Origin of the sequence: Vibrio ostreicida (assembly GCF_013074385.2) — a bacterium.
GTDB lineage: Bacteria > Pseudomonadota > Gammaproteobacteria > Enterobacterales > Vibrionaceae > Vibrio > Vibrio ostreicida.
In genome coordinates, this window is the sequence record NZ_JABEYA020000010.1 from 62,102 (window position 1) to 85,475 (window position 23,374).

Sequence of the window (23,374 nt, forward strand, 5' to 3'; positions counted from 1 at the left end):
CGGGGTTCTTTTTCCCAAAATTTGCTTAAGTAAGAGACCGACATGTCTGATCACAACTCCATCATCTCTCATTTTCGGGACGCCATTTGCCAGTGCTTGGACATCCCAGACAACGAGCTCAACTCGTCTGACAATCTCTTTGAGTTGGGCCTTGATTCGATGTTTCTTATGCGTATCGTCAACCAGTGTCGACGCGCAGGATGTAAAATTACGCTAAAAGACATCTACCAGCACCCAACGTTAGCTGACATTCAGAACTTGGTGATCTCAAAAATGGCCTCAACGGCCAGTCATGTGGCACCTCAAGCCCCCAATTACCAGACCATGACACAAGGGACACCCTTTGCCATGACGCCAGTTCAGCTTGCCTACTACGTCGGCCGGGATCAACACCAACCTCTGGGCGGCAACGGTTGCCATCTTTATCAAGAATTTAATACCCAAAATCTGGACCCGAATGCGCTTGAAAGTGCCATCAACACCCTGATTCACCGCCACCCTATGCTGAGCGTCGCGTTCAATCATGACGGTACGCAACAGTGGAAGAAACCCCAAGCAGTGCACCCCATCACCCGTCACGATCTTACTCAATTATCTTCAAATGACGCTGAGCAAGCGATGCTCACTTTGCGTAATAAGCTTAGCCACCGAGTTCTGGACGTGAATCAGGGGCAGACCATTGATGTTCAGGTGAGTTTACTCAATCAACAGCAATGTCGTATTCACGTGAGCATCGACTTACTGGTGATGGACGCTTCAAGCTTTAGTCTGTTCTTTAATGAACTTTCCGCTCTTTTGAAAGGGCAAACATTACCCTCCCGCCCTACGGATTATGATTTTCTCAGCTACCTGCAACAAGAAAATCATGAGCTGAGGGAACAAAGACACACCGCAGAGGCGTTTTGGCAAAGTCAGCTATCGAGCCTGCCAGCCGCGCCAAATCTGCCTCTGGTTCAGGAGCCCGCTCAGCAACAAAAGCCGTCCTTTCAGCGCCGACAACACTCTCTAGATAAACACCAATGGCAGACCTTTCAGGCGCTGGCGTCCGCACATCAGGTCACTCCGACTATGGTTCTGGCGACTCTCTATGCTGCGGTGATGGCGCGTTGGAGTGGTCAAAGTAAACTGCTGCTCAACTTGACCTTGTTCGATTGCCACCCATTCAATGATGCCGTCAACGGAATGCTCGCAGATTTTACCAATATTCTGCTCATCGATACCCATATTGATGACGCCAATATCACGGATCTGATTCAGGCTCATCAACGCCGATTCGCCGAGCTTTATGAACACCGAATCACTTCTGGCGTTGAAGTGTTACGTAGCCTTAAAAAGAATGGCACACACCCTCACGGCGCTCCGGTTGTCTTCACCAGTAATCTGGGTAACTCGCTGTTTGGCGATGAGATCGAGGGCCCACTAGGACAACCCGGTTGGGGGATATCGCAAACCCCCCAAGTATGGCTCGATTTTGTCGCCTTTAAACAAGGGGATGGCATCGTTCTACAGTGGGATGGCATCGATGAACTCTTTCCTGAAGGGTTTATCGATACCCTGTTCGCGGCCTTTACCCAACTGGTGGAACACATACTGACCCAGCCCCAGGCTTGGTGTCAGCCTCTGCCTGATTTGCTGCCCCACGATCAAAAATCCACTCGTCTGAAACGAAATCTACCGGTCGGCAATATCCCAAGTGGGCTACTTCACCAGCGAATTTTTGATTACGCACAAGGCAATCCTGACCAAATGGCGTTGATCAGCCAAGAACGAACGTTGAGTTATGGCCAGCTCACGGCCAAGGCGAGGCAGCTCGCTCAAGTGCTGATTGACGAAGGTTTGAGCCAAGGTGAACACGTCGCCATCAGTATGGAAAAAAGTGTCGGCCAAGTGGTTGCTGCGTTAGCCATTCTCTATGCTGGGGGGGTGTATGTGCCCATAGCCCCCAACCAACCTATTGCTCGTCGGCAATCGATTGTCGACAGCGCCAATATCCGACTGGTCATTCGCTGCCAAACCGCTCAGTTGGACAAAGAATGGACCCAATCCATCCACATCAACTGGCAAGAGGCACAAGGGAGTGAATTGACCGCCATAGAAACTCAACGTCAACCCAGCGACACCGCCTACATCATTTACACTTCAGGTTCGACAGGCACACCCAAAGGGGTCGTCATTTCTCATCAGGCGGCGCTTAACACCTGTATTGACATCAATCAACGTCATCAAGTTGGCCAACAGGATCGTGTCCTTGCCCTGTCGGCACTGCATTTTGACCTTTCGGTCTATGACATGTTCGGTGTCTTAGCGGCAGGGGGAGCTCTGGTTCTCCCTAAAGAAACTCAGTTACGTGACCCCATGGCATGGAGCGAGCTCGTGTCACGACATCACATCACGTTGTGGAATACGGTCCCAGCCCTATTTGATATGTTCCTAACGTTTTGCGAAGGGATGGCCTTGACGGCTCCATCTCAGTTGAGAACGGTCATGCTGTCTGGTGACTGGATCGATTTATCGCTCCCACAACGATATCGGTCTTTTTCTCCTCGTGGCACTTTTAGTGCAATGGGCGGCGCAACCGAAGCCGCGATCTGGTCCAATGAATACTTAGTAGACAACGTTGATCCTAGTTGGCGTTCCATCCCTTATGGCTATCCATTGACCAATCAATGTTATCGGGTTGTCGATGAATCGGGTCAAGACTGCCCTGATTGGGTCCAAGGGGAACTGTGGATCGGTGGCGTGGGTGTGGCTCAGGGTTACTGGAATGACCCACAAAAAACCTGTGCTCAGTTTATAAAAACACAATGCCCAGATTCAGGTGATCTTCAATCTTGGTATCGAACGGGCGATACGGGATGCTATTGGCCAGATGGCACCATCGAGTTTCTTGGCCGCAAAGACAATCAGGTCAAAATCGGCGGATACCGGATTGAATTAGGTGAAATTGATGCCGCACTCGGCCGCCTCGAAGGCGTTCACCAAGGCGTTACGCTGGCACTCAATCCATCAGGCAGCAAAGACAAACAACTGGAAGGTTTTGTGGTGACTCAGGGCATGACACTATGCACCAAGGTGAAACCAGAACCCGCGCTCCCAGCAAACTATCAAGATTTGTTTGCGGCGGTTTCATTGTCATCACCTTCTTGTTCACAGGCCGACATAGCCGCATTTTTATACCATCACCTCACCAATTATCTACCCGATAGCGGAACGGCAGAAACACTGCAACAGTGGCAGTACCGCTATGGCGTGAACGATCACTACAGACGCTTATTTGAGCAATGGATGCAGCTGCTTTGCGCGAAAGATCTTGCCCAGAAGGTCGAGCCAGCCTCTCTTTCGCTCAACACACAGACTTACCAACTCATAGACAACCCGCCCGCTGTGCCCAGAGGATTTGGTACTCAGGCCGAGATTGACCAAGCGAGTCGTCAGCTTAACCTCATCATTACTGGCAACGCCCCTGCTCACAGCCTACTTGAAACGACACTATCACCGGAAGCCATGGTCCTCGCTAATCCCAAGACTCACAATCAAATAACCCAATGTGTTTCTGCTCTCTCAGCGTTAAGCAATCAGCTCGGCCGAGCGGTGAACGTCGTAGAATGTGAATCACGTAGCGGACGATTGGCCGAGCACCTTGCTACCCTGTTAGGCCCCGAAAAACTCAACTATCATGCGCTCGATTCATCGCTGGCAATGGTTCAGAATGCGACGGCGCGTCTTAACCGCCTTAGCCACGCACAATCTCAACTTTATCCCGCCCATTCAGCCGATTTCACTGACGGTTTTGCCGATGTCTTGTTACTCAACAATGCGCTCCACCGTCAACAAAACACGGTTGATTACCTGAACCAGATCATCCCTTTGCTCGCTCCCGAGGGATTGCTTCTGATACTTGAAATCAACACGTTGGACGAGGGGGCTTTACTCAGCGCTCAGGTTTTAGAGACAGCGCCGCCACAAGTCCTGACCGCACCAGCAATGCAGGATCTTTTTGACCAAACCCAATTGCAATTAGAACACACAGATAGCACGACCTTTACCAATCTGTATGTGTTAAGAAATGATAATCCGGTGGTTAAACCCGACGCTCATACTTTGATCGCCCAGCTCAACCATCAACTGCCGAGCTATATGGTGCCAAAACGTTTTACCTTTATGCCAGCCTTGCCTTTAACACCCAATGGCAAAGTCGATCGCCAAGCTTTATCGAGGCTTAACCTTGAAGCACCTCAGGCATGCCAGACGATAAAGCCACTTGAGTCGGAACAAGAACATGCACTCGCCGCGGTATGGCAGGCTCTGTTTAATCAATTGGAACTCGACAGAAATAGTGACTTTTTCTTGTTGGGAGGCGATAGCCTGATGGCGACCCGTTGTATTGGCGCTCTGAGTAAAGCCGGTTACCAAGCGGATTTGACGGATATTTTTATCAAAACGACCTTGGCCGAGTTTGCTGCCACTCTCACCCCGCAAGACATTGACACTCAACCAAGTCTGTTAGCCCTATCCCCAAAACCTGACGACCGCTATTTGCCATTCCCCATGACGGATGTTCAGCAGGCTTATTGGATTGGACGTCAACGCGGATTTGCCTTGGGAGAAACCAGCGCGCAATTCTTTCTAGAGTTTCGGGTACCACACCTAGATCTTTCTCGCTTTAACCGCGCCATGAATCGGCTCATAGAACGTCACGACATGCTCCGAGCAGTCGTGCGTAACCACCAACAACAAGTGCTTATCCAAGTCCCTGCATTTTCACTGCGATGTCACCCTGTCGAACAACTGGACTGCCCAGAGGCTGATGCAATCCGCGATCGATTATCGCATCAGGTCAACGATCCTGCTTTTTGGCCTCTGTTTACGATTGAAGCCGCCATCCATGTCAGTGGTGAGGCGAGACTCTTTGTCGGCCTCGACAACATGATGTTAGACGGACTGAGTATGCAGATTTTCTTATCCGAGCTGGAAACGCTTTATCATCACCCTATGGCATCGCTTCCAGAGTTAACACTCACCTTCAGGGACTATGTTGCTTGGCGACAGGCCCCAGAAAACACCTTGGGCACCTTTCCGGCAAAAGCTTACTGGCTCAGCCAACTACCGACACTGCCATCGGCGCCAGATCTTCCGATCCAATCGGATCCAGCGACACTCAAGGATCCTAAGTTTATCCGCTGTGCCACAACTTTATCCATCGACGAATGGCAATCGCTCAAAACCATGGCGGCAAGGCATCAAGTGACCCCTTCGGTCATTCTGATGTGTGCTTATGCTGCAACACTGTCATCGTGGAGTCAGTCAGAGTCCCTAACATTAAACCTCACCCTCTTTGACAGACCCGATGTCCATCCGCAACTTAATCAGGTCCTCGGAGATTTCACCACCTTGCTACTGTTGGCATGGCATCCCGAAACGTCTTGGTTGTCGAGTCTTAAACGATTGCAAGCCCAGCTCGCCAACGATTTGCAACACAGTGATGTTTCTGCCGTCTGGGTCATGCGTGAGCTTGCTCGCCAGAACAATGAAGCCAGCACCACCATGCCAGTGGTCTTCACCAGCGCACTTGGCACCTCAGACAGCGACTTTCTGTCCGATTCAGGGTGGCTAAAACCTGTTTGGGGGATCTCACAGACCCCTCAAATTTGGCTCGATCATCAAGTCTATGAATCGTCGGGCCAACTTTGTCTCAATTGGGACGCAGTCGAAGCACTTTTGCCCCAACCTTTGCTAGAACAAATGTTCAGCCAATATGTTGATTTACTCAAAACGCTGGCGTCTAAACCTGAGTGCTGGTCGATGGGATTTGATCAACTGAGTCAGGGAGACCCGTCGTACTCGCGTTATATCAACGACTCTACGACGCCATCGGACCAAATCAGCGAGGATGTCGCCTGTCACGATCCGGCGAATGTTCGTCAGATACAAGATGCATTTAAACACATTGTCACCGCTACCATTGGCGAAAAACAAAACTTCTTCGACGCTGGCGCCAGCTCATTGCAACTGGTGCAATTGCACGCGGCACTCCATCAGCAAGGGATGGGGATATCGGTCACTGACCTCTTCACTTATCCATCACCCTCATTGCTGGCCGCCTCCTTGTCTCAACAATCAACGAGCTCAACGCCTAGCCCTGAAGCGCTATCAAGGCAGTTAAGACAAGAAAACCGAAAAATGAATCGCCGCCAACGAGCGAAATAATTACCGACTGAAAACGCCGGGTATCGTGAGATCGCCCGGCCACTTGCAATCCGAGGATAAAATGGAAAACCTAGACAATCAATATGGCAGCAGTGACCCAATTGCCGTTATAGGGCTCGCGTGCCAATTTCCAAAAGCACCCAATATTGACGCTTTCTGGCACAACCTCACCCATGGCCTGACTGGCCAGTCCTACTACTCCCAGCAAGAGCTCGAAGCGTCTGGTATTGCCTCTGATATGTATCAGCGCGAGCACTTTGTTGCCAGTGGCGCAAATATCGAAAATCCCGAGTATTTTGATGCCGCCTTGTTTGGTTATTCACCGACCGAAGCCCGCTCTATTGACCCACAGCAACGACTGTTCTTGCACAACGTTTGGCACGCAATTGAACACTCAGGTTACGCACCGACCGCCATTCAATGCAAAACTGGGGTATTCGGTTCGATTAGAACCAGCACTTATTCCTCTTTTGAGGCGTTCGATGTGACCCAAGTGGGTCAAGTCAAAGGTCTGCAAGCCCTGCTCGGCAATGACAAAGATTACCTTGCCACTCGTGTTGCCCACAAACTCAACCTGACGGGGCCGGCGTTCACCGTCCAAACCGCCTGTTCAAGCTCTTTAGTGGCCGTACATCTGGCCTGTGAAAGCCTCCGTTCTGGGGAATGTGATATGGCGATAGCTGGTGGTGTTGCGGTGTCATTTCCACAGAAATCGGGGTATGAGTATCAACCGGGCATGATTTTCTCACCAGATGGCTTGTGTCGTCCATTCGACGCCAACGCCAATGGCACCTTTGGCGGTCACGGTGTGGGGAGCGTGGTCTTAAAACGACTGGACGATGCCCTGCGCGATGGAGATACCATTCAGGCGGTGTTACGTGGCAGTGCCATCAACAACGATGGACAGGACAAGGTCGGCTTTACCGCGCCATCAGTCAGTGGCCAAGCTCAGGTACTTAAAGACGCATTAAACCTTGCCGATCTCAAGGCAGATGACGTCGGCATGATTGAGGCCCATGGGACGGGCACTAAACTGGGTGACCCCATTGAAGTGGCCGCCATTAAACAAGCCTATCAACGCAGTGATCACGCCAGCCCCTGTATTCTCGGCTCCGTCAAGAGCAGTCTTGGTCATTTGGATACCGCGGCAGGCATTGCATCGCTGATCAAAACAGTGCTGTCGGTATCACGGGGAAAAATACCCGCATCATTAAACCTTCAACAACCCAACCCAGCATTAAAGCTTGAGGGCTCAGGTTTTGATCTTGCATTTCAAACCACAGAATGGTCTCAGGAAACCAGAACCGCCGCAGTCTCTTCCTTTGGTATCGGCGGAACCAACTGTCATATGTTGGTGCAATCCGCCCCAAAAAAACCATCGTGTGATTACCAGACTGAACCTGCCAACAACGCACCTCCTTTATTGATATCAGCCAACAGTATGTCGTCATTACGCGCTCTAGCCCACGACTACGCTGAGCAATTGAACAATCCAACTGACATCAACGACATCGCCTATTCTGCGATCAATGCAAGGGCCACCGATCTGCCGTATCGACTTGCGGTGCGTTGCGATATGTCTGCCTCTACGGAGCTGGCGTGTTTCGCTCAATCACAACCAACATCACAAAAGATCCACCTAGGGCATTCGCCACAGCCTGCTAAAGTGACTTGGTGCTTTACCGGACAAGGCAGTCAATTTTCCGGAATGGGCCAACAGCTTTACCTCGACAGCCCAGCTTTTCAGCAAAGTATTGATGACAGTCAGTTATATTGTCGAGATAGGTTTAAACACACAATAACCGAGGTAATGTTTGGTGAAAAAACCGACTTACTTCGTCGTACGGATTATGCGCAACTGGCGATTGTTGCCTTTGAAATCGCTTTAGCCAAGCACTGGCTGGCTAAAGGGATCACACCCGATGCCGTTATGGGGCACTCTGTCGGAGAACTGAGCGCATGTGTGATTGGCGGCTATCTCAGTCATCAAATGGCGATCGAGCTCGTCGCAGAACGTGGACGGTTGATGCATCGATGTGCTCAGCACCAATCCGGGTCGATGCTGGCTGTCTTTGTGAGTCAAGAAGCGACCGAACGTATCTCAAGCCTGTCTCCACTGGATCTTGCCGCCTGTAACGGCCATCAGCATCAGGTATTTTCTGGGCTCACCGAGGGCGTAGAAGCTGCCATCGTTGAACTCAACGCCAAATCCATCCCATATCGTCAGCTAGACGTTCCCTGCGCCGCACATTCACACTTACTCGATGACATGCTGGCTACATTTTCGAACTTTACCGCTGGCGTAAACACACTCATGGGTAAGCTGCCATTAATATCGTCAGTCACAGGTAGGAAGATCACCGACGCCAGCGAATTAGACTCACAGTACTGGACTCGCCATGTTCGTGAACCTGTCAACTTTAGACAAGCGACAGAAACGGCCATCGATCAGGGTTATAATGTATTTGTTGAAATGGGCCCCCAAGCTCACCTCACCGCCATCGGCAAACGAGAGTGCGAACCAAAACAGGCGTTGTGGTTTTCAGCCTATCATGCACAAGCGAAGACTCAACAGTCTGATCGTGATGTGTTGTGTGCCATGTACGCGGCAGGTATCAATGCCCCTTGGCCTTCCGCATTGGCGCTGAACGGTCGTAAATGTCCCTTGCCGCTTTACCCTTTTGATCAGCAAGCATACTGGTACGAAAGTGACACCAGCACAACCGTTCATTGTCAGCAAACTGCGCCAATCACCGACCTTCCAGCTACGCCACTATCGTGCTATACCGTGCTGCGTTGCTGTGCTATTGAAGATGTTATCCGGTCTTGTCTTTCCGATGCCCCCGTTACGGTCAAGAACATCATTCGTGGCGGAAGATTACTTCCTCGATACCGAGGCATTGTTAGCGCCTTGCTTGAAACACTGGTCGAGCAGGGATACTACCGTCAGCAAGATCAAAGCTTGGTGCGAACCACGCAAGCCTTGCCATCAACACAACAGGCCGAACAGTGGTTGAGATCAAGTCTGGCCAGTGCACCGGAACACCAACAAATAGGCCTATCCGATATCGCCGCACTGATCCATGCCGCCACATCTCTTAAAGCGGCGCTCAGCCGTCACGCACGAATGCCTCTCAATCGTCAGGACCACGTTGAGGCCGCGGACTGGTTACTCAACGCCCTGCCTCCAACGGTTGCATCAGCCACAGAGGCTTTAAGCCCAGCGCCTCAACACATTGGCAACCTTATTTATCTGGACTGGTCAGCACATCGCGATCAACCAGACTTAGAAACCGTGTTCTTGCAGCAGCGACCGACCTTTGTTCATGACACGGACAAACAATGGCAGATACGCGTCTCCGACACCTTTTCACCACAACAGTTGAATCAGGTCGCCGTCCATCAAATCAATGCAATGTGGGGCAACACCAACTACACACTGCAAGCCAAAACCGAAAAGGGCCACTGGCAATGGCTTGGTGATATCCACACACAAAGTTTCAGCGCTAACCCGCATCTCGACCTGTTGCCTTCACCTCACAATCGGTATTTGTGGCAGTGGCAGCCAATCGATAGAAGTGACAAAACGTTGACAATGACACCCGATGATATTGAACAGGCGCGTCAACATCCGGGCCAATTCCATACCCTGTCATCAGGTCAGTCCCTGTTGGTCTTACCTGACGGTCCTTTGGCCGACATCAGCGAACCATTAGCACACACCCTCAGTCAGGATTTTGAGGTGCTGTATGTCATCACATCACAGGCCATTAAGGTAAACGCCAGCGATCCACTCATTCCTGAAAAATTCGCTTTGATGTCTCTGCTGCGAGTGGCTCGCAAAGAATACCCAAACAAGACAATCAACCTACTGGATATCAACGCTGACGACTCGGCCCTGATTGCGGAGGCCATGCGAGCAGCACCCTTTAATCACAGCCATGAACTGGCCTTTAAAAACGGCTGCTACTTTTTGCCCAAGCTGGTTCCCGCCCCTTCAAGCGGCGCATCCATACCCACTCAATGGTTTACCACAGCGGGTTGGCATTTAGTCACCGGCGGAATGGGGGGAATAGGTCGATGGGTGATCCGATGGCTCGCCCAGTCAGGGGCTAGGCACATTGCGGTACTTGGCCGAACCCTGCATGCAAACTGGCCTGATTTTTGCGAAGAAATGGCCCAACAAGGCTGCCGTATCGAAACCCTAATTGGCGATTTATCGCAGCAGGGAGAGCTAGAAAAAATACTCAACCAATGGCACCGCGACCTGCCTGTGGTAGGCGCTATTCACGCGGCAGGCACAACCTTTCATGGCATGCTCAATACTTGGAACACCGCTGCAACACAGGAGCTCTTCACGACAAAAGCATCGGCATTTTCTCACTTGTACCAATGGTTAGATGCCAATAACGCACAGTACTTAGTTGGCTTCTCTTCCGCTGCTTCTCTCGGTGCACCCGGGCAAGGCGCTTATGCTTTGGCCAACGCCTACATCGAGGGCTTTGCACTTGCCCACTCGGGCCGTCGTTGTCATATCATGAGTATTGGCTGGGGAGCTTGGGATAACGTCGGCATGACTCGCAGCCAGAGCTTGCGAGATAAACTGAGTCAAAGCGGTATGCATACCATCACTGCTCAAGAAGGGCTTTGGCACTTAAGTCAGAGTTTACTTCATGGTGAACCACTCTCACTGGCTGGCAACCTCGATACCCAGCATGCGAATTTTTCAGGTTATTTCGGTCCTGCTTCACCTAGCACATCGAACGCAATACCCGCCAATCAACCTGTGCTGCACCCACCCAAAAACACAGAACACACGCAAACGATCAATGCACTAGACGCCACAGTCTGGATAACAGAACGCGTTCGCTATCAATTGGGACTCAGCCACGCAACCGCAATTGGCCAGTCTGAAGACTTGCTGCAACTCGGCATGGATTCTCTTCAATTTCTTGAACTCAGCGCCGCCATTAAAAAACAGTTTGGTGTTTCGCTCAGTGCGGGGGAAGCGTATCAAGACCTATCCGTCTCTGGACTGGCAACATTCATCACGAGTAGAAAGCAGAGTGATATCAACAAGGCCCCCGACGTCACTTTTGAGGTAGACATTGCGAACCGCCATCACCCCTTCCCTCTCACGCCCATCCAACATGCTTATTGGATTGGCAGAGAATCTTGGGTCAAATATGGAGGCATTGCCTGCAATGTCGTGTTTGAGTGGGACAAACTAAACAGTGAGTTTGATCCGCACCGGTTTGAATCGGCTTGGAATGCGTTGATCACACGTCACGATATGCTGCGGATGACGGTTATGCCTGACGGCAAACAGGTCGTGCAGGCGCAAGTTCCCCACTTCACCATTCCCATCAAGGATTTGAGTTTACTGGATCATACCGTTCGGGAACAAACGCTTGATGAGATCAGGCACACCATGCGTCATGACGTTCGTCCGGCCGGACAATGGCCTTTATTTGACGTCAGGATCAGCCAACTGTGCGACAACACATTGAGGCTGCATATGAACCTCGACTTGCTCCAGTTTGATGTTCAGAGTTTTAAGATCATGATGGATGATTTAAGCCTTGCCTATCAGGGCCAACCTTTGACGGAATTGCCCTTCACGTTTCGTGACTACGTGATGCATGAACAGAAATTACGCCAGCAGGAGGAATGGAAATCCTCATGGGCGTACTGGCAAACCACCATACCAACACTGCCCAAGGCACCGCAATTGCCGATTGATCGTTCACACCAGAATACGCCGCCTAAATTTAGGACTCTCAAAGGAACGCTGCCTGCTTCGCAATGGTGTGCCCTTAAATCACAATGGCAACAGTGGGGAGTGACGCCGTCAGCCGGCCTGTTGACCTTGTTCGCTCACACATTAGCCAAATGGGCAACGTTTCCTGAATTCACTCTTAACATGACATTCTTCAATCGCCAGCCTTTCCATAAAGACGTTGATCAACTCATTGGGGATTTTACATCGGTTCTGCTCATGGATTTCGATTTGTCCCAACCTTTGAGCCTGAAGCAACACATGGCCAATACGCAAGACAAACTTTGGCAACGTCTTGGACACAGCCAGATCAACGGGGTTGAAGTGATCCGAGAAATGGCCAAACACCTCAAAAACACCGACAGACTGAGTGATGAAGAGGCAAGCCTGCCATTGGTGCCTGTCGTCTTTACCAGCATGCTCGGTATGTCCATGGATGGCATGGACATTGAACAGGCAATGACCCGCCTTTTAGGTGATCCTGTGTATGTTTTGAGCCAAACGCCCCAAGTATGGCTTGATCATCAAATCATGGAAGTCGACGCGGGTCTGGCGTTTAACTGGTATTGTATGGAAGGGGTTTTGCCAGCGGCGACGCTCAACGCCATGTTTACCGATTACCTTGCGTTATTGGCGCAAGTCGCGGCTTGTCCTCAACCTTCATTGCCTAACGTCTCGGCGTCTTCCGTGACACACTGGCGCGGTGTCACCATGCCCGAGATTTCAGACACTGTCGTTACCGAAGTCACGTCCGCTTGGGCCAACTTGGAACATCAGGCCTTAGCAGGGATTTGGCAAACACTCAACGATCACCAGCTGTTTGTCACTGATCACCAAGACTACTCACTGGACAACATCGTCAACCAATTGAACGTGACGGCCAAACACCACAAACTGGTTTCACTGTGGCTCGACCAATTACAACGTGAAGGCGTCATTTTTCACCACACCCATGGCTTCCGGTTCACTGGTAATTTCCCCGCGGCACCAAGCGTTGTGCTGCCAATGAAGCCATGGTGTCAGCGGTTATCGCAGTACGTGAAAGACAGTGTTCAGGCGCATCCAACCTTGCTTAATGGCCAGCGTTCTGCGTTGGAGATCTTGTTCAAAAATCAGGACGTAACCGATAGCCTTTATCGTACCAACCCCTCTCTTCAAATCCTTAACCACAGCGCTGGTCAAATCATCCAAACCCTTGGTCAGGGGATAAAAGTCCTTGAAGTTGGCGCTGGCACCGCTTCCACCTCACGAGCCGTATTGGCCGCCGCAGGCGAAGCAATACATCACTATCGATTCACCGATGTCTCTCACGTTTTTCTTCAAGAAGCAAAACACACGTTAGCCCTGTACCCGCAGGTCAGTTACGCGCAGTTTGATATCAACCAACCGCCAGACAACGACCTGATCGTCGATGACGGCTATCAGGTCATCTTGGCAGTCAATGTGCTGCACGATGCGACGAATTTACCCCAGACACTTGAGCGCCTGCATGGGTTGTTGGCTCAAGACGGGTATCTCATCTTTATTGAAGCCACCGACCAGTACAGTCCAATGCAACTCGCCACAGTCGGGTTTATTGAAGGCCTCAACGCCTTCGATGATTTCCGACAGTCTCAAAACAGCGCCATGCTGACCCTGCCATCGTGGCTGACGCTGCTGTCTGACCATGGTTTTCAACCTGAGTTTACCTACCCAACAAGCGATGTCTCCGTGCTGCGCCAGCACCTAGTCGTTGCTAAAGCACAAGGAACCAAGACAACACTGACTGCCCCAGAACGCCCCTTAACTCAAAGTGGGGCCGAACCGCACACCATTTCAACACAAAGCTCTCTCGCTTCCGGATTGCTCGAAGATATTGGACAGATTTGGAGTGACATGCTCGGTCGTCACATCGACGACACTGATGATTTCTTCCAAACTGGGGGGGATAGCCTGATGGCAACCAAAATGATCGTAACACTCAATCAACGGGGTTTAGACCAAGCAAGTTTACAACTGATCTTTGAACAGCCGGTACTGAAAGACTTTGTTGCTATGCTAACGGGCGCTGAATCACAGGCGGATATCGCCGATAATCATGACCCGAAGTCCCATCAGGATAACGACCTCATACGTCAAGTTTGGGGCCAATACCTCAACGACTCTATTCGTCAGGATAGTGATTTTTTCCAGAGTGGTGGCGACAGCTTAATGGCGACGAAAATGATTGTCGATCTCCAACAGATGGGGTTCAATCAAGCCAGTCTGCAAAAGATTTTCGAACATCCGATGTTTGCCGATTTTTGTCTTGCGATCCAAGCGCCGTTCGTCGTCTCAAGCGAGGGGGACGCGCACCCAAGATCCGAACCATCAAGCGAAATAAGCTTAGACAAACACTACCCGTTAACGCCTCTGCAAAACGCCTATTGGCTCGGTGAAAGCCGTCTATTTTCTCTGGGCAACGGCATTGCACACTTTTATGCCGAATTAGAAATTAAGCATTTGGACAGACAGCGACTGACTGACACGTGGAATACTCTGGTTAAGCATCATGACCAACTGCGTGGTTTCATTCGTGACGGGGACTACGTCATTCACGATCAGGTGCCAGAATACCAACCTCACTATGTTGATCTGAGCCCCATGGCAGAGCAACAAAAGGGGCACGCCGTCGCACAGGCAAGAGAACAGATTGCCGCTCAAGGTATCCCAACCGATCAATGGCCTCTGTTTGCTATCAGTATTTTGCAGCTCAACGCCGACACCTGTCTGGTGCATTTGGTCACCGACTTGGTGGTCGCTGACGGCAAAAGCCTCAATACCCTATTCCAGCAATGGCAATCTCTGTACGACATCCCTGATTTCGTGCTAGAAAAACCCATCATGACGACAGATGCTTACTTACGTGAACGCACCTCTCTGGAAGATTCTCAAGCCTATTCCACCGCTCGCCAATACTGGCGGGATCGGCTTGCTAATTTACCCGAAGCTCCGGCATTGCCATTGGCAGAAACGCGCAGCGATGATCTTTCTCAAGGCGTCCTGACCCAAAGAATTGATGCACCAACCTGGTCCTCTATTCAACGGACCTCATTGTCCCACAACGTTTTACCGTCGATGACTCTGTTATCTGCTTTTTGCGTCGTACTCAACCAATGGAGTGCCACCGACCATTTTTCCATCAACGTGCTCCACAGCAATCGCCAGATGATGCAACCGGCCTCAGAGAGTGTGATCGGTAACCTTTCCACGACCTCCATGCTGGAATGCAACGCGGGTGAGGCGCACGATTTTCTTACCCTAGTGCATCAAATACAACAGCGTATGAGCAATGATCTCGCCAACGCCAGTTTTGATGGACAACACGTTCTAAGAGAAAAAAATCGCCTCAATCAAAACTTAAGCACAGGAATGCCCGTCGTATTTAATGACACCACCTCAGTAGGCCAGCATAAGGCGCTAACCCTAGGCAAACTGACCGAGTTTGGCGCACAAACCCCGCATGTTTATCTTGACTGTATGTTGGTCCCTTCGTCTTGCGGAGGCATTGACATCAAGTGGACGATTCAACCTTCACACCTTAGAGCGGGTGTGTTCGACGCCATGTTTAACGCCTACACAAAGTTCGTCACTGCTTTGCCATCGTGCCAATGGGAAAAATCACCAGTGCCCGCATTGACTGACTCCCAACAAGCCATACGCCACAAGGCCAATGCAACAGAGGCCTCATTGGCGTTACTCATAGACCAGAACCACTCTGCCGCTGTCTCTACACTGTGTGACATGATTCGTCACGGGGCGGAGCAATGGCCGGATCATATCGCGATCACACAAGGCTCAATCACACTAAGCTATCAAGAAATGTGGCTTGCTTCATGTGCACTCGCCTCCCAGATAAAAGACGTCGGCGATGACTCTCCTCTGGTTGCTATCGTCATGGATAAAGGCTGGGAGCAAGTGATCGCGGCTATCGGCATTTTGTTGGCAGGCAAAGCCTATATGCCCGTCGACGCCTCTTATCCCAATAAGCGCATTGAGGCCTTACTGCAACAGGGAGAAGTGCAGACGGTGGTCACTCAGCAGCCGAACCTTTCTTTCGCTCAACGCTACCTTGTGTTGGTCCCAGACCATGAGGCAAGACCTGAACCTGACTTTACACCCGCCATCGTTGCTCCTGATGATCTGGCTTACGTCATATTTACCTCAGGTTCGACTGGGACACCAAAAGGCGTGATGATGGATCATCAAGCGGTGGTCAACACCCTACTCGATATTAATCAACGCATTGGCCTCAACAGTGCTGACCGGGTATTGGCGATTTCGGCCCTTAATTTTGACTTATCTGTCTTTGATATTTTTTCAACGCTCAGCCAAGGGGCGCAGCTTATCATTCCGCCAACCTCACCAGCCAAGGACCCTCAAGGGTTAGTCAATCTGGCACAAGGTTGTGGCGCAACGATTTGGAACAGCGTTCCTGCCTTTGTTCAGTTGCTGGCCGACTGTCTTGAACAGAGTGAATCGGACTTACCACAACTGCGGCAGATTATGATGAGTGGTGACTGGATCCCGGTGGCCTTGCCCGACCGACTAAAACAGGTAACACCAAACGCGGATCTGCTCAGCTTAGGAGGCGCAACAGAGGCCGCCATCTGGTCGATCTGCCACCCTATCACTCAAAGTTACAGCGACTGCGCGAGCGTTCCATATGGAAAACCTTTAGCAAATCAGACGTTCTATGTCTTGGATCACAACTTTCACCCTACCCCTGACTGGGTCACGGGTGAACTTTATATCGGTGGCCAAGGGCTAGCGAAAGGCTACTGGCAGGATGACGACAAAACCGCTGCCGCGTTCATCAACCATCCTATCGATGGGACGCGCCTTTACAAAACAGGGGACTTAGGGCGATGTCTGCCTGACGGAAACATTGAGTTTCTGGGCCGAGGTGATCATCAGGTGAAAATCAATGGTTACCGAATTGAATTGGGTGAGATTGAAAGCACCTTACGTCTGAGCGATTCAGAGAGCCTAGGAGTCCAAATACAAGATGCGATTGTCCAGCCGATCCGGCAAGCAAACACTGACATCGGGCTTGTGGCTTATGTGGTCTATGCAAAGAACAGCCCTGTCAACAACCAAGGTTTACTCAAACATATACGCACCCTTCTGCCACAGTACATGTGCCCCGAGCAAATTATCGCACTGGATAGCCTGCCTCTGACCGCCAATGGCAAGGTCAACCGTCAGGCCCTACCTGCACCGATCGCAAAAACACCCGACACTCCTAGACCACCAGCCACCACGTGTGAACAAACGCTGGCGAAACTATGGGCTGAGTGCCTCAATCACACGAATATTATGGTCAATCAGAGCTTTTTTGAACTGGGTGGCCATTCTCTGCTGGCGGTGCGTCTTATCAACCAGATCAATACGCATTTTAATCTGTCGTTGACCGCTGCACATTTGCAAACTCACAACACGATTGAGCGTCTTTGCCTGCTTGTCGAAGCGAAACAGGAACAAGGTGAACTTGCTCCGGTCTTACTCACTCCACACGCGAAAAGCGAGCAAACGCGCTTGTTTATCATCCATCCGATTGGGGGGCATTTACTCAGTTACCAGCCGTTGGCAGCCGAACTGGACAATGTGACACTGTACGGCCTCGCTTACCCTGAGAAGAATACATTCGGCGATACGCCAGACATCAAAGCACTGGCTGCCCATTATCTGACCATGATCCAAACCATTCAACCGCAGGGGCCTTATCAGTTGGCCGGTTGGTCATTTGGCGGAGTGGTGGCCTACGAGCTGGCCAGCCAGCTCACAAACCTTGGCCAAGACGTTGCCCATTGCGTTTTGATCGACAGTTACAAACCCAGCACTCGCGATTCAGCTCAACTGAATGATGTCAGTATCCGCCAGCATTTTTACGCCGATTGGGTTGGGCGCTTTCCCGACTTGGCCAACGCGTCGTCACCGGACTTTAGCACTGACCTGAGATTCTGCACATCACTGGCGGAACGATGTAATCAAGCGATGCCAGAACATGTGTTTGATGACAGCAGTCTTGCACATTTGCTTGCCGTCTATCGCACCAACTTGCGGGCAATGCTCGGTTATCAACCGCCTGTCATGCCTTCGCTGCCCGTCACACTGTTTGCGGCAGAACAAAACAATCATCTGGATTTCATGAGCTATCAGGACCGTACCATAGCGTCTCTCGAATGCCATGGTTGGAGTACCTGCTGTGCCCCTGATGTAAAAACCATGTCCGGCGATCATTACACCCTATTACAAGCTCACAATGTCAAACAACTGGCCAGTGAACTTTCTCAACTACTCCGAGTTCCTCTTCCTTGCTTGAAGAGCTCCCAACCTCACTCAATGGACGTATCAAACCATGAATAGACTAAAAAAAGTCGTCATCGTCGGCGTAAAATTTGGTGAACTTTACCTCAATGCCTTTATTGAGGCTCACCCAGAGTTGGTGTTAGCCGGTATTATCTCTAAAGGCAGCCCAAGATCGAAAAGCTTGGCCGAAGCATTCGGTGTTCCTTTGTACAACGAGGTGGAACAGCTCCCACAAGACATTGATATTGCGTGCGTCGTTATCCGTGCTTCTGTGATTGGCGGAGCCGGAAATCTGTTGGTCGAAGCGCTGCTAAAACGCAACATCCACGTGATTCAGGAACATCCCGTGTCTGCCATTGAACTCAAAAGGCATCATGCTTTAGCAACAGCGCATGGCGTACACTATCGAGTCAACAGCTTCTATGCCACATCAACGGCGGGCAGAACGCTGATCGAATCCTGTCAATCTTTGCGCAGCCAAACACGAAAAACCGCCATTTATGGTAATCTGACCACAAGCCGTCAGCTCCTTTACTCCACTCTTGATATCTTGCTGCAATCGCTCGGAGAAGAGAGTAAACCCACACCAATCCAGTTAGGCCATCAAAAGCAGTTTGATATCATCAACCTCACCACCCCGAATGGTGACTATCTGTTGCAACTGCAAAACTACCTCGATCCTAATGATCCCGATATGCACAGTTTGGCGATGCACCGAGTGATGCTTGGTTGGGAAAGCGGTTACCTGTCTCTCAGCGATAGCTACGGTCCCGTGATCTGGACACCGACATTACACGCTGATGATCACCAAAATGAGGAACTCAGTTTATACCAGAGTGTGACAGACCATCCGGGCCATTATCTCAATGCCAGCACCACTCAAGTGCTTCACAACCAGCCGAGTCGCCTTAAAGACCACTTTGAAAATGATGGTCCACAGGCCGTTATGTTCGTACTTGAACAATTTTCTCTCTTGGTTGACGGCCGTCAAACCAATCTAGGCCTGTCCATTCAACATCAAATCAATGTCGCCGAGCTATGGGATGAGATTCTCGCACTTTGCGGAAAACCTCATGAACAAGCGCTGCCAGTCGCAACGCGGGTTAGCCTACCCAGCCACACACTTTCAGGAGTTCAAAACGGATGAATCCAGTATTCAAAACACTGTCTCAAAGTAAAGATAAAATCACAGATATATGGGTCATTTTTCCCTTCGCCGGTGGCAGCTATAGCGCCTTCAAAAGTTGGACACAGTTAGAGCCAAATGTGTTGCCAAATCAAAGCCTAGTTTTGCTGGCTACCTATCCGGGCCGCGATCAACGTATGAGAGAACAACCACTCTCCAGCATCAATGAACTCGCAGAACAACTGTTTGACGCCCTACTGATCTGGAGGAAACAAACCCCAGCAGCACAGGCAGCAACGCTCCGTTTGTGTGGGCATAGTATGGGTGCTCAAGTTGCGTTTGAAGTATGCAAACAATTTGAAGACCATTTCGGACCAACCTCGCCCATCCGCCAGTTGATCCTCTCAGGTTGCCACGCACCGCATCTAGAAGGCCGTCGCAAACTCAGTCATTTGGATGATGAACCGTTTGTAGACCAACTCATCGCCATTGGAAGCGGCAGCCCCGTGCTCAAACAACACCCAGAACTCCTGCCCGTGTTTCTTCCCATGCTAAGAGCCGACTTTACCGCTACTGAAGGTTATTTGTGTGACATAGGCAGCAGCGCCAAACTCAACATGACCCCGTGCACATTAGTCTACGGTGAGCAAGATCCCGAGGCATGGCCATCAGAAGTGAACGCGTGGCAAGCATGGATCAACACCAGCACACAAGTAGAGGTCACCGTATGTGCACTGCAAGGAGACCACTTTTATATCACGGCTCAACCTCAGACTTTCATTCAAAAAGTACTGGAGCTCGCTGCTGCACCCGTCACACTCGCGAACACATGTACCGACGCCCATCATACCGCTAAGACAATATTCGGAGAACATCATGGCTAATATCCATACCCAGCAGTACCACATCGTCGAACTGGAGCACAATTGCTCTCCTATGTTGCTTGCTGCTGAACTCACTACCGGCCCATTTTGCCAACACTATCTGCTTTATGAACATAATGACGAGTGGGCAATCGGGATAAACAAACTGGCCAACCTCTCTGTCAATAGTCAAGGGGAACTGACTGACTTTTATGGCCATACACATCGAGTCGAGCCACATGATCTTTGTCAGAAGATTAATCAATGCTCACAAGCTTTGACACTAGATAACTGGCGTATTTTTGGCCGGATTGACTTTGAATTCAGCCACTTTGCTCATCACATCAAGCAAAAAGAATCTGAGCGAATATTGCTAGAGTTATTTGTCCCTGAGATTGACCTTCGTATCACGTCAACCCATCTGGTGATCAGAGCGATCGATAAGGCTGTCATCGCCGACATTACTCGCCTAGTCGATTTGCATCGAGAGAAAACGCCAAGTCATGACCCAGTACAAAAAAGACTCACCCAAGATGATATTGTCAACCAGCAACAGATCAAAGACCACTATCAGAAAACCGTCGGTGCCGCGGTAGAAGAAATACAACAAGGCGAGTATAAAAAAGTCATTTTATCGCGTGCCGCAGTGATCCCGGCGAAGATTGATATCAGAAAGAGCTTTATTGCAGGCCGCCACAACAATACGCCCGCTCGATCGTTTATGCTAAAACTCAATGACGTTGAAGCCTTTGGCTTTTCCCCTGAAACCGTTTTAGAAGTTGACCAACACGGTCAACTCAGTACACAACCTCTTGCCGGTACGCGCTTTTTGCCCAAGGATGCTCAGCAAGCCTTCAAGCTCAAGCAAGAACTGCTGACCGACCCCAAGGAAATTGCCGAGCACGCCGCTTCCGTAAAACTGGCGATCGAAGAACTTGAGCAAGTCTGCCCCGCCACCTCAGTGAACGTGACCGAATTTATGCATGTGTCTGAAAGAGGCAGCGTTCAGCATCTTGCTTCTCGCGTTAGAGGAACCTTGTCTGACAACAAGTCGTCGTGGGATGCGTTTAAGATATTATTTCCTTCCATTACCGCTTCTGGTATCCCAAAACGCGAAGGGATTGAAGCCATCGCCCGATTTGAACTCGCACCGCGGGGTTTATATAGCGGTAGCGTCTTGATCACAGACCAAAATGGTTTCTTCGATGCAGCTCTAGTTCTTAGAGCAGCCTATAAACAAAACGCTATTTCCATGCTTCAGGCTGGAGCCGGTGTCATCTGTCTATCCACCCCAGAAAGAGAATGGGAAGAAACCTGTGAAAAAATGGCGTGTGTTCTTGACCACCTTGTGTTTGAAGACACGACCGTCAGCCCAAAGACCTGCCAAGCCAGCATAACCTGCGAGGAAGAATAATGCCTTCAGACATCAACAATGAGTCGTTGCTACACGGATTTACCCCGTATGCCACGGAGCAAAAACAACGATATGATGACGCGAGTCTCTGGCACAACCAACCTCTTTGGAGCTTGCTGACCCAAGCCGCCAATGGACAGGCTGAAAAGGTCGCCGTCCGCGATATGGACTCAACGTTGAGCTATCGTGAGTTGCTCAAGCAGGCTGATGAGGTCGCGCAAGGGCTGATCAATCAAGGCTTTCAGCCTGGCGATCGCCTTGTTATGCAACTCACCAACAGTACCCCATTTGCCTTGACCTTCTTTGCCCTTCAGCGAGCAGGCCTTGTTCCCATCATGGCCCTACCCGCCCATGGCCTGACTGAAATTGATCACTTTGTTGCCGTATCAGGGGCAAAAGGTTACATCGGCGAAGGTGTTGCGGGAAGCGATATGGCTCAGGCGCTGAGGCAGAACCATGCTCAGTTAACGCAGACTTATGTCCTCAATCATCCACAGAGCCCGCGCCCCTTACCCAACCAAGTCAATGAGCGGCTATTCACACCGCCAACCGTTGATCCTGATCATCCCGCCTTGTTTCTTGTTTCTGGTGGCACGACTGGTCTACCGAAATTGATACCTCGCAGCCACAATGACTATCTGCTGAATATCCACCAATGTGCCGCGGCAGGTGAGCTCAGTGAACATGACGTCTATCTTGCCGTTTTGCCTGCTGCGCACAACTTTACCTTAGGGTGTCCGGGGATATTGGGTACCCTCTATCAAGGCGGACAAGTTGTCTTTTCTGATCAAGCCAGCCCTGACTACTGTTTTGAATTGATTGAGCAGCATCGTATTTCTTTCACCGCACTCGTACCATCCGTAGCCCAATTGTGGACTGAAGCCACGGAATGGGAAGACACAGAGTTATCCAGCCTTAGAGTCATGCAAGTGGGAGGGTCCAAACTGGCGTATAGCGATGCTCGGGCCATTCAAGCGGCTTTCCCCGCCACTTTACAGCAAGTCTTCGGCATGGCAGAAGGATTGATCGCCTGCACCCGACTCAAGGATTCCGCACACATCATTGCTTCCACTCAGGGCCGAGCGGTCAGTGATTGGGACGAGATCCGGATCGTCGACACACAAGGCAACGAAGTCCCGCAGGGCGTCGAGGGGGAATTACTTACTCGTGGGCCTTACACCCTTCGCGGGTACTATAGAGCACCGGATCACAACGCTCGCTCTTTTACCCACGATGGTTTTTACCGAAGTGGCGACAAGGTGCGGATCGATGCTAACCAATCCCTGACAATTACGGGTCGAATCAAAGATGTCGTCAATCGTGCGGGGGAATGCATTGCCGCCGATGAAATTGAAGAGCACCTGCTAAGCCACCCTCAAGTTGCTCAGGTTGCCGTCGTTGCCGTTCCCGATGCGTATTTGGGTGAGCGGATTGGTGTCGCTTTGGTCGGACGTGGCCGTCCGTTAACGCTACAATGCCTACGACAATTCCTGCACACTAAAAATGTGGCGACCTACAAAATGCCTGACGAACTCCATCTGGTTGACTCACTACCAAAAACAGCCGTAGGTAAGGTCGACAAAAAAGCCGTACCTGGACCCTGTGGTAATCCCTGGGTACTCTCAGCATAAATACTGCCGCCATCAAGAAACAGC

6 protein-coding genes are annotated in these 23,374 nt (G+C 50.7%); all 6 read left to right on the forward strand.

Translation table 11 applies throughout. The features are described from left to right. The first annotated feature begins 42 nt into the window (after positions 1-42). The 6 genes from HLM86_RS14100 (at position 43) to HLM86_RS14125 (ending at position 23,350) form a co-directional block, all read left to right on the forward strand. Positions 43-6,207 carry a non-ribosomal peptide synthetase gene (locus tag HLM86_RS14100; RefSeq protein WP_170883524.1) on the forward strand — a complete coding sequence of 2,055 codons (6,165 nt, stop codon included), beginning with the start codon at positions 43-45 and terminating at the stop codon, positions 6,205-6,207. A 61-nt stretch (positions 6,208-6,268) separates the two neighbouring features. Next, positions 6,269-18,373: a non-ribosomal peptide synthetase/type I polyketide synthase gene (locus HLM86_RS14105; RefSeq protein WP_170883525.1), complete on the forward strand. Its 12,105-nt coding sequence runs from the start codon at positions 6,269-6,271 to the stop codon at positions 18,371-18,373. Then, the gene (locus HLM86_RS14110; RefSeq protein WP_170883526.1) at positions 18,366-19,463 is read left to right on the forward strand and encodes a Gfo/Idh/MocA family oxidoreductase; all 1,098 of its coding nucleotides are present in this window, start codon (positions 18,366-18,368) and stop codon (positions 19,461-19,463) included. The genes HLM86_RS14105 and HLM86_RS14110 overlap by 8 nt, the downstream gene beginning before the upstream one ends. Beyond that, on the forward strand, positions 19,460-20,326 hold the full coding sequence (locus HLM86_RS14115; protein ID WP_076589751.1) for a thioesterase II family protein: 867 nt from the start codon (positions 19,460-19,462) through the stop codon (positions 20,324-20,326). The genes HLM86_RS14110 and HLM86_RS14115 overlap by 4 nt, the downstream gene beginning before the upstream one ends. Next, entirely contained in the window at positions 20,319-21,719 is a 1,401-nt protein-coding gene (locus HLM86_RS14120; protein WP_170883527.1) for a salicylate synthase, read from the forward strand. The genes HLM86_RS14115 and HLM86_RS14120 overlap by 8 nt, the downstream gene beginning before the upstream one ends. Further along, a complete protein-coding gene (locus HLM86_RS14125) occupies positions 21,719-23,350 on the forward strand; it encodes a (2,3-dihydroxybenzoyl)adenylate synthase (protein WP_170883528.1) in 1,632 nt (543 codons plus the stop codon). The genes HLM86_RS14120 and HLM86_RS14125 overlap by 1 nt, the downstream gene beginning before the upstream one ends. The last annotated feature ends 24 nt before the right edge of the window (positions 23,351-23,374 follow it).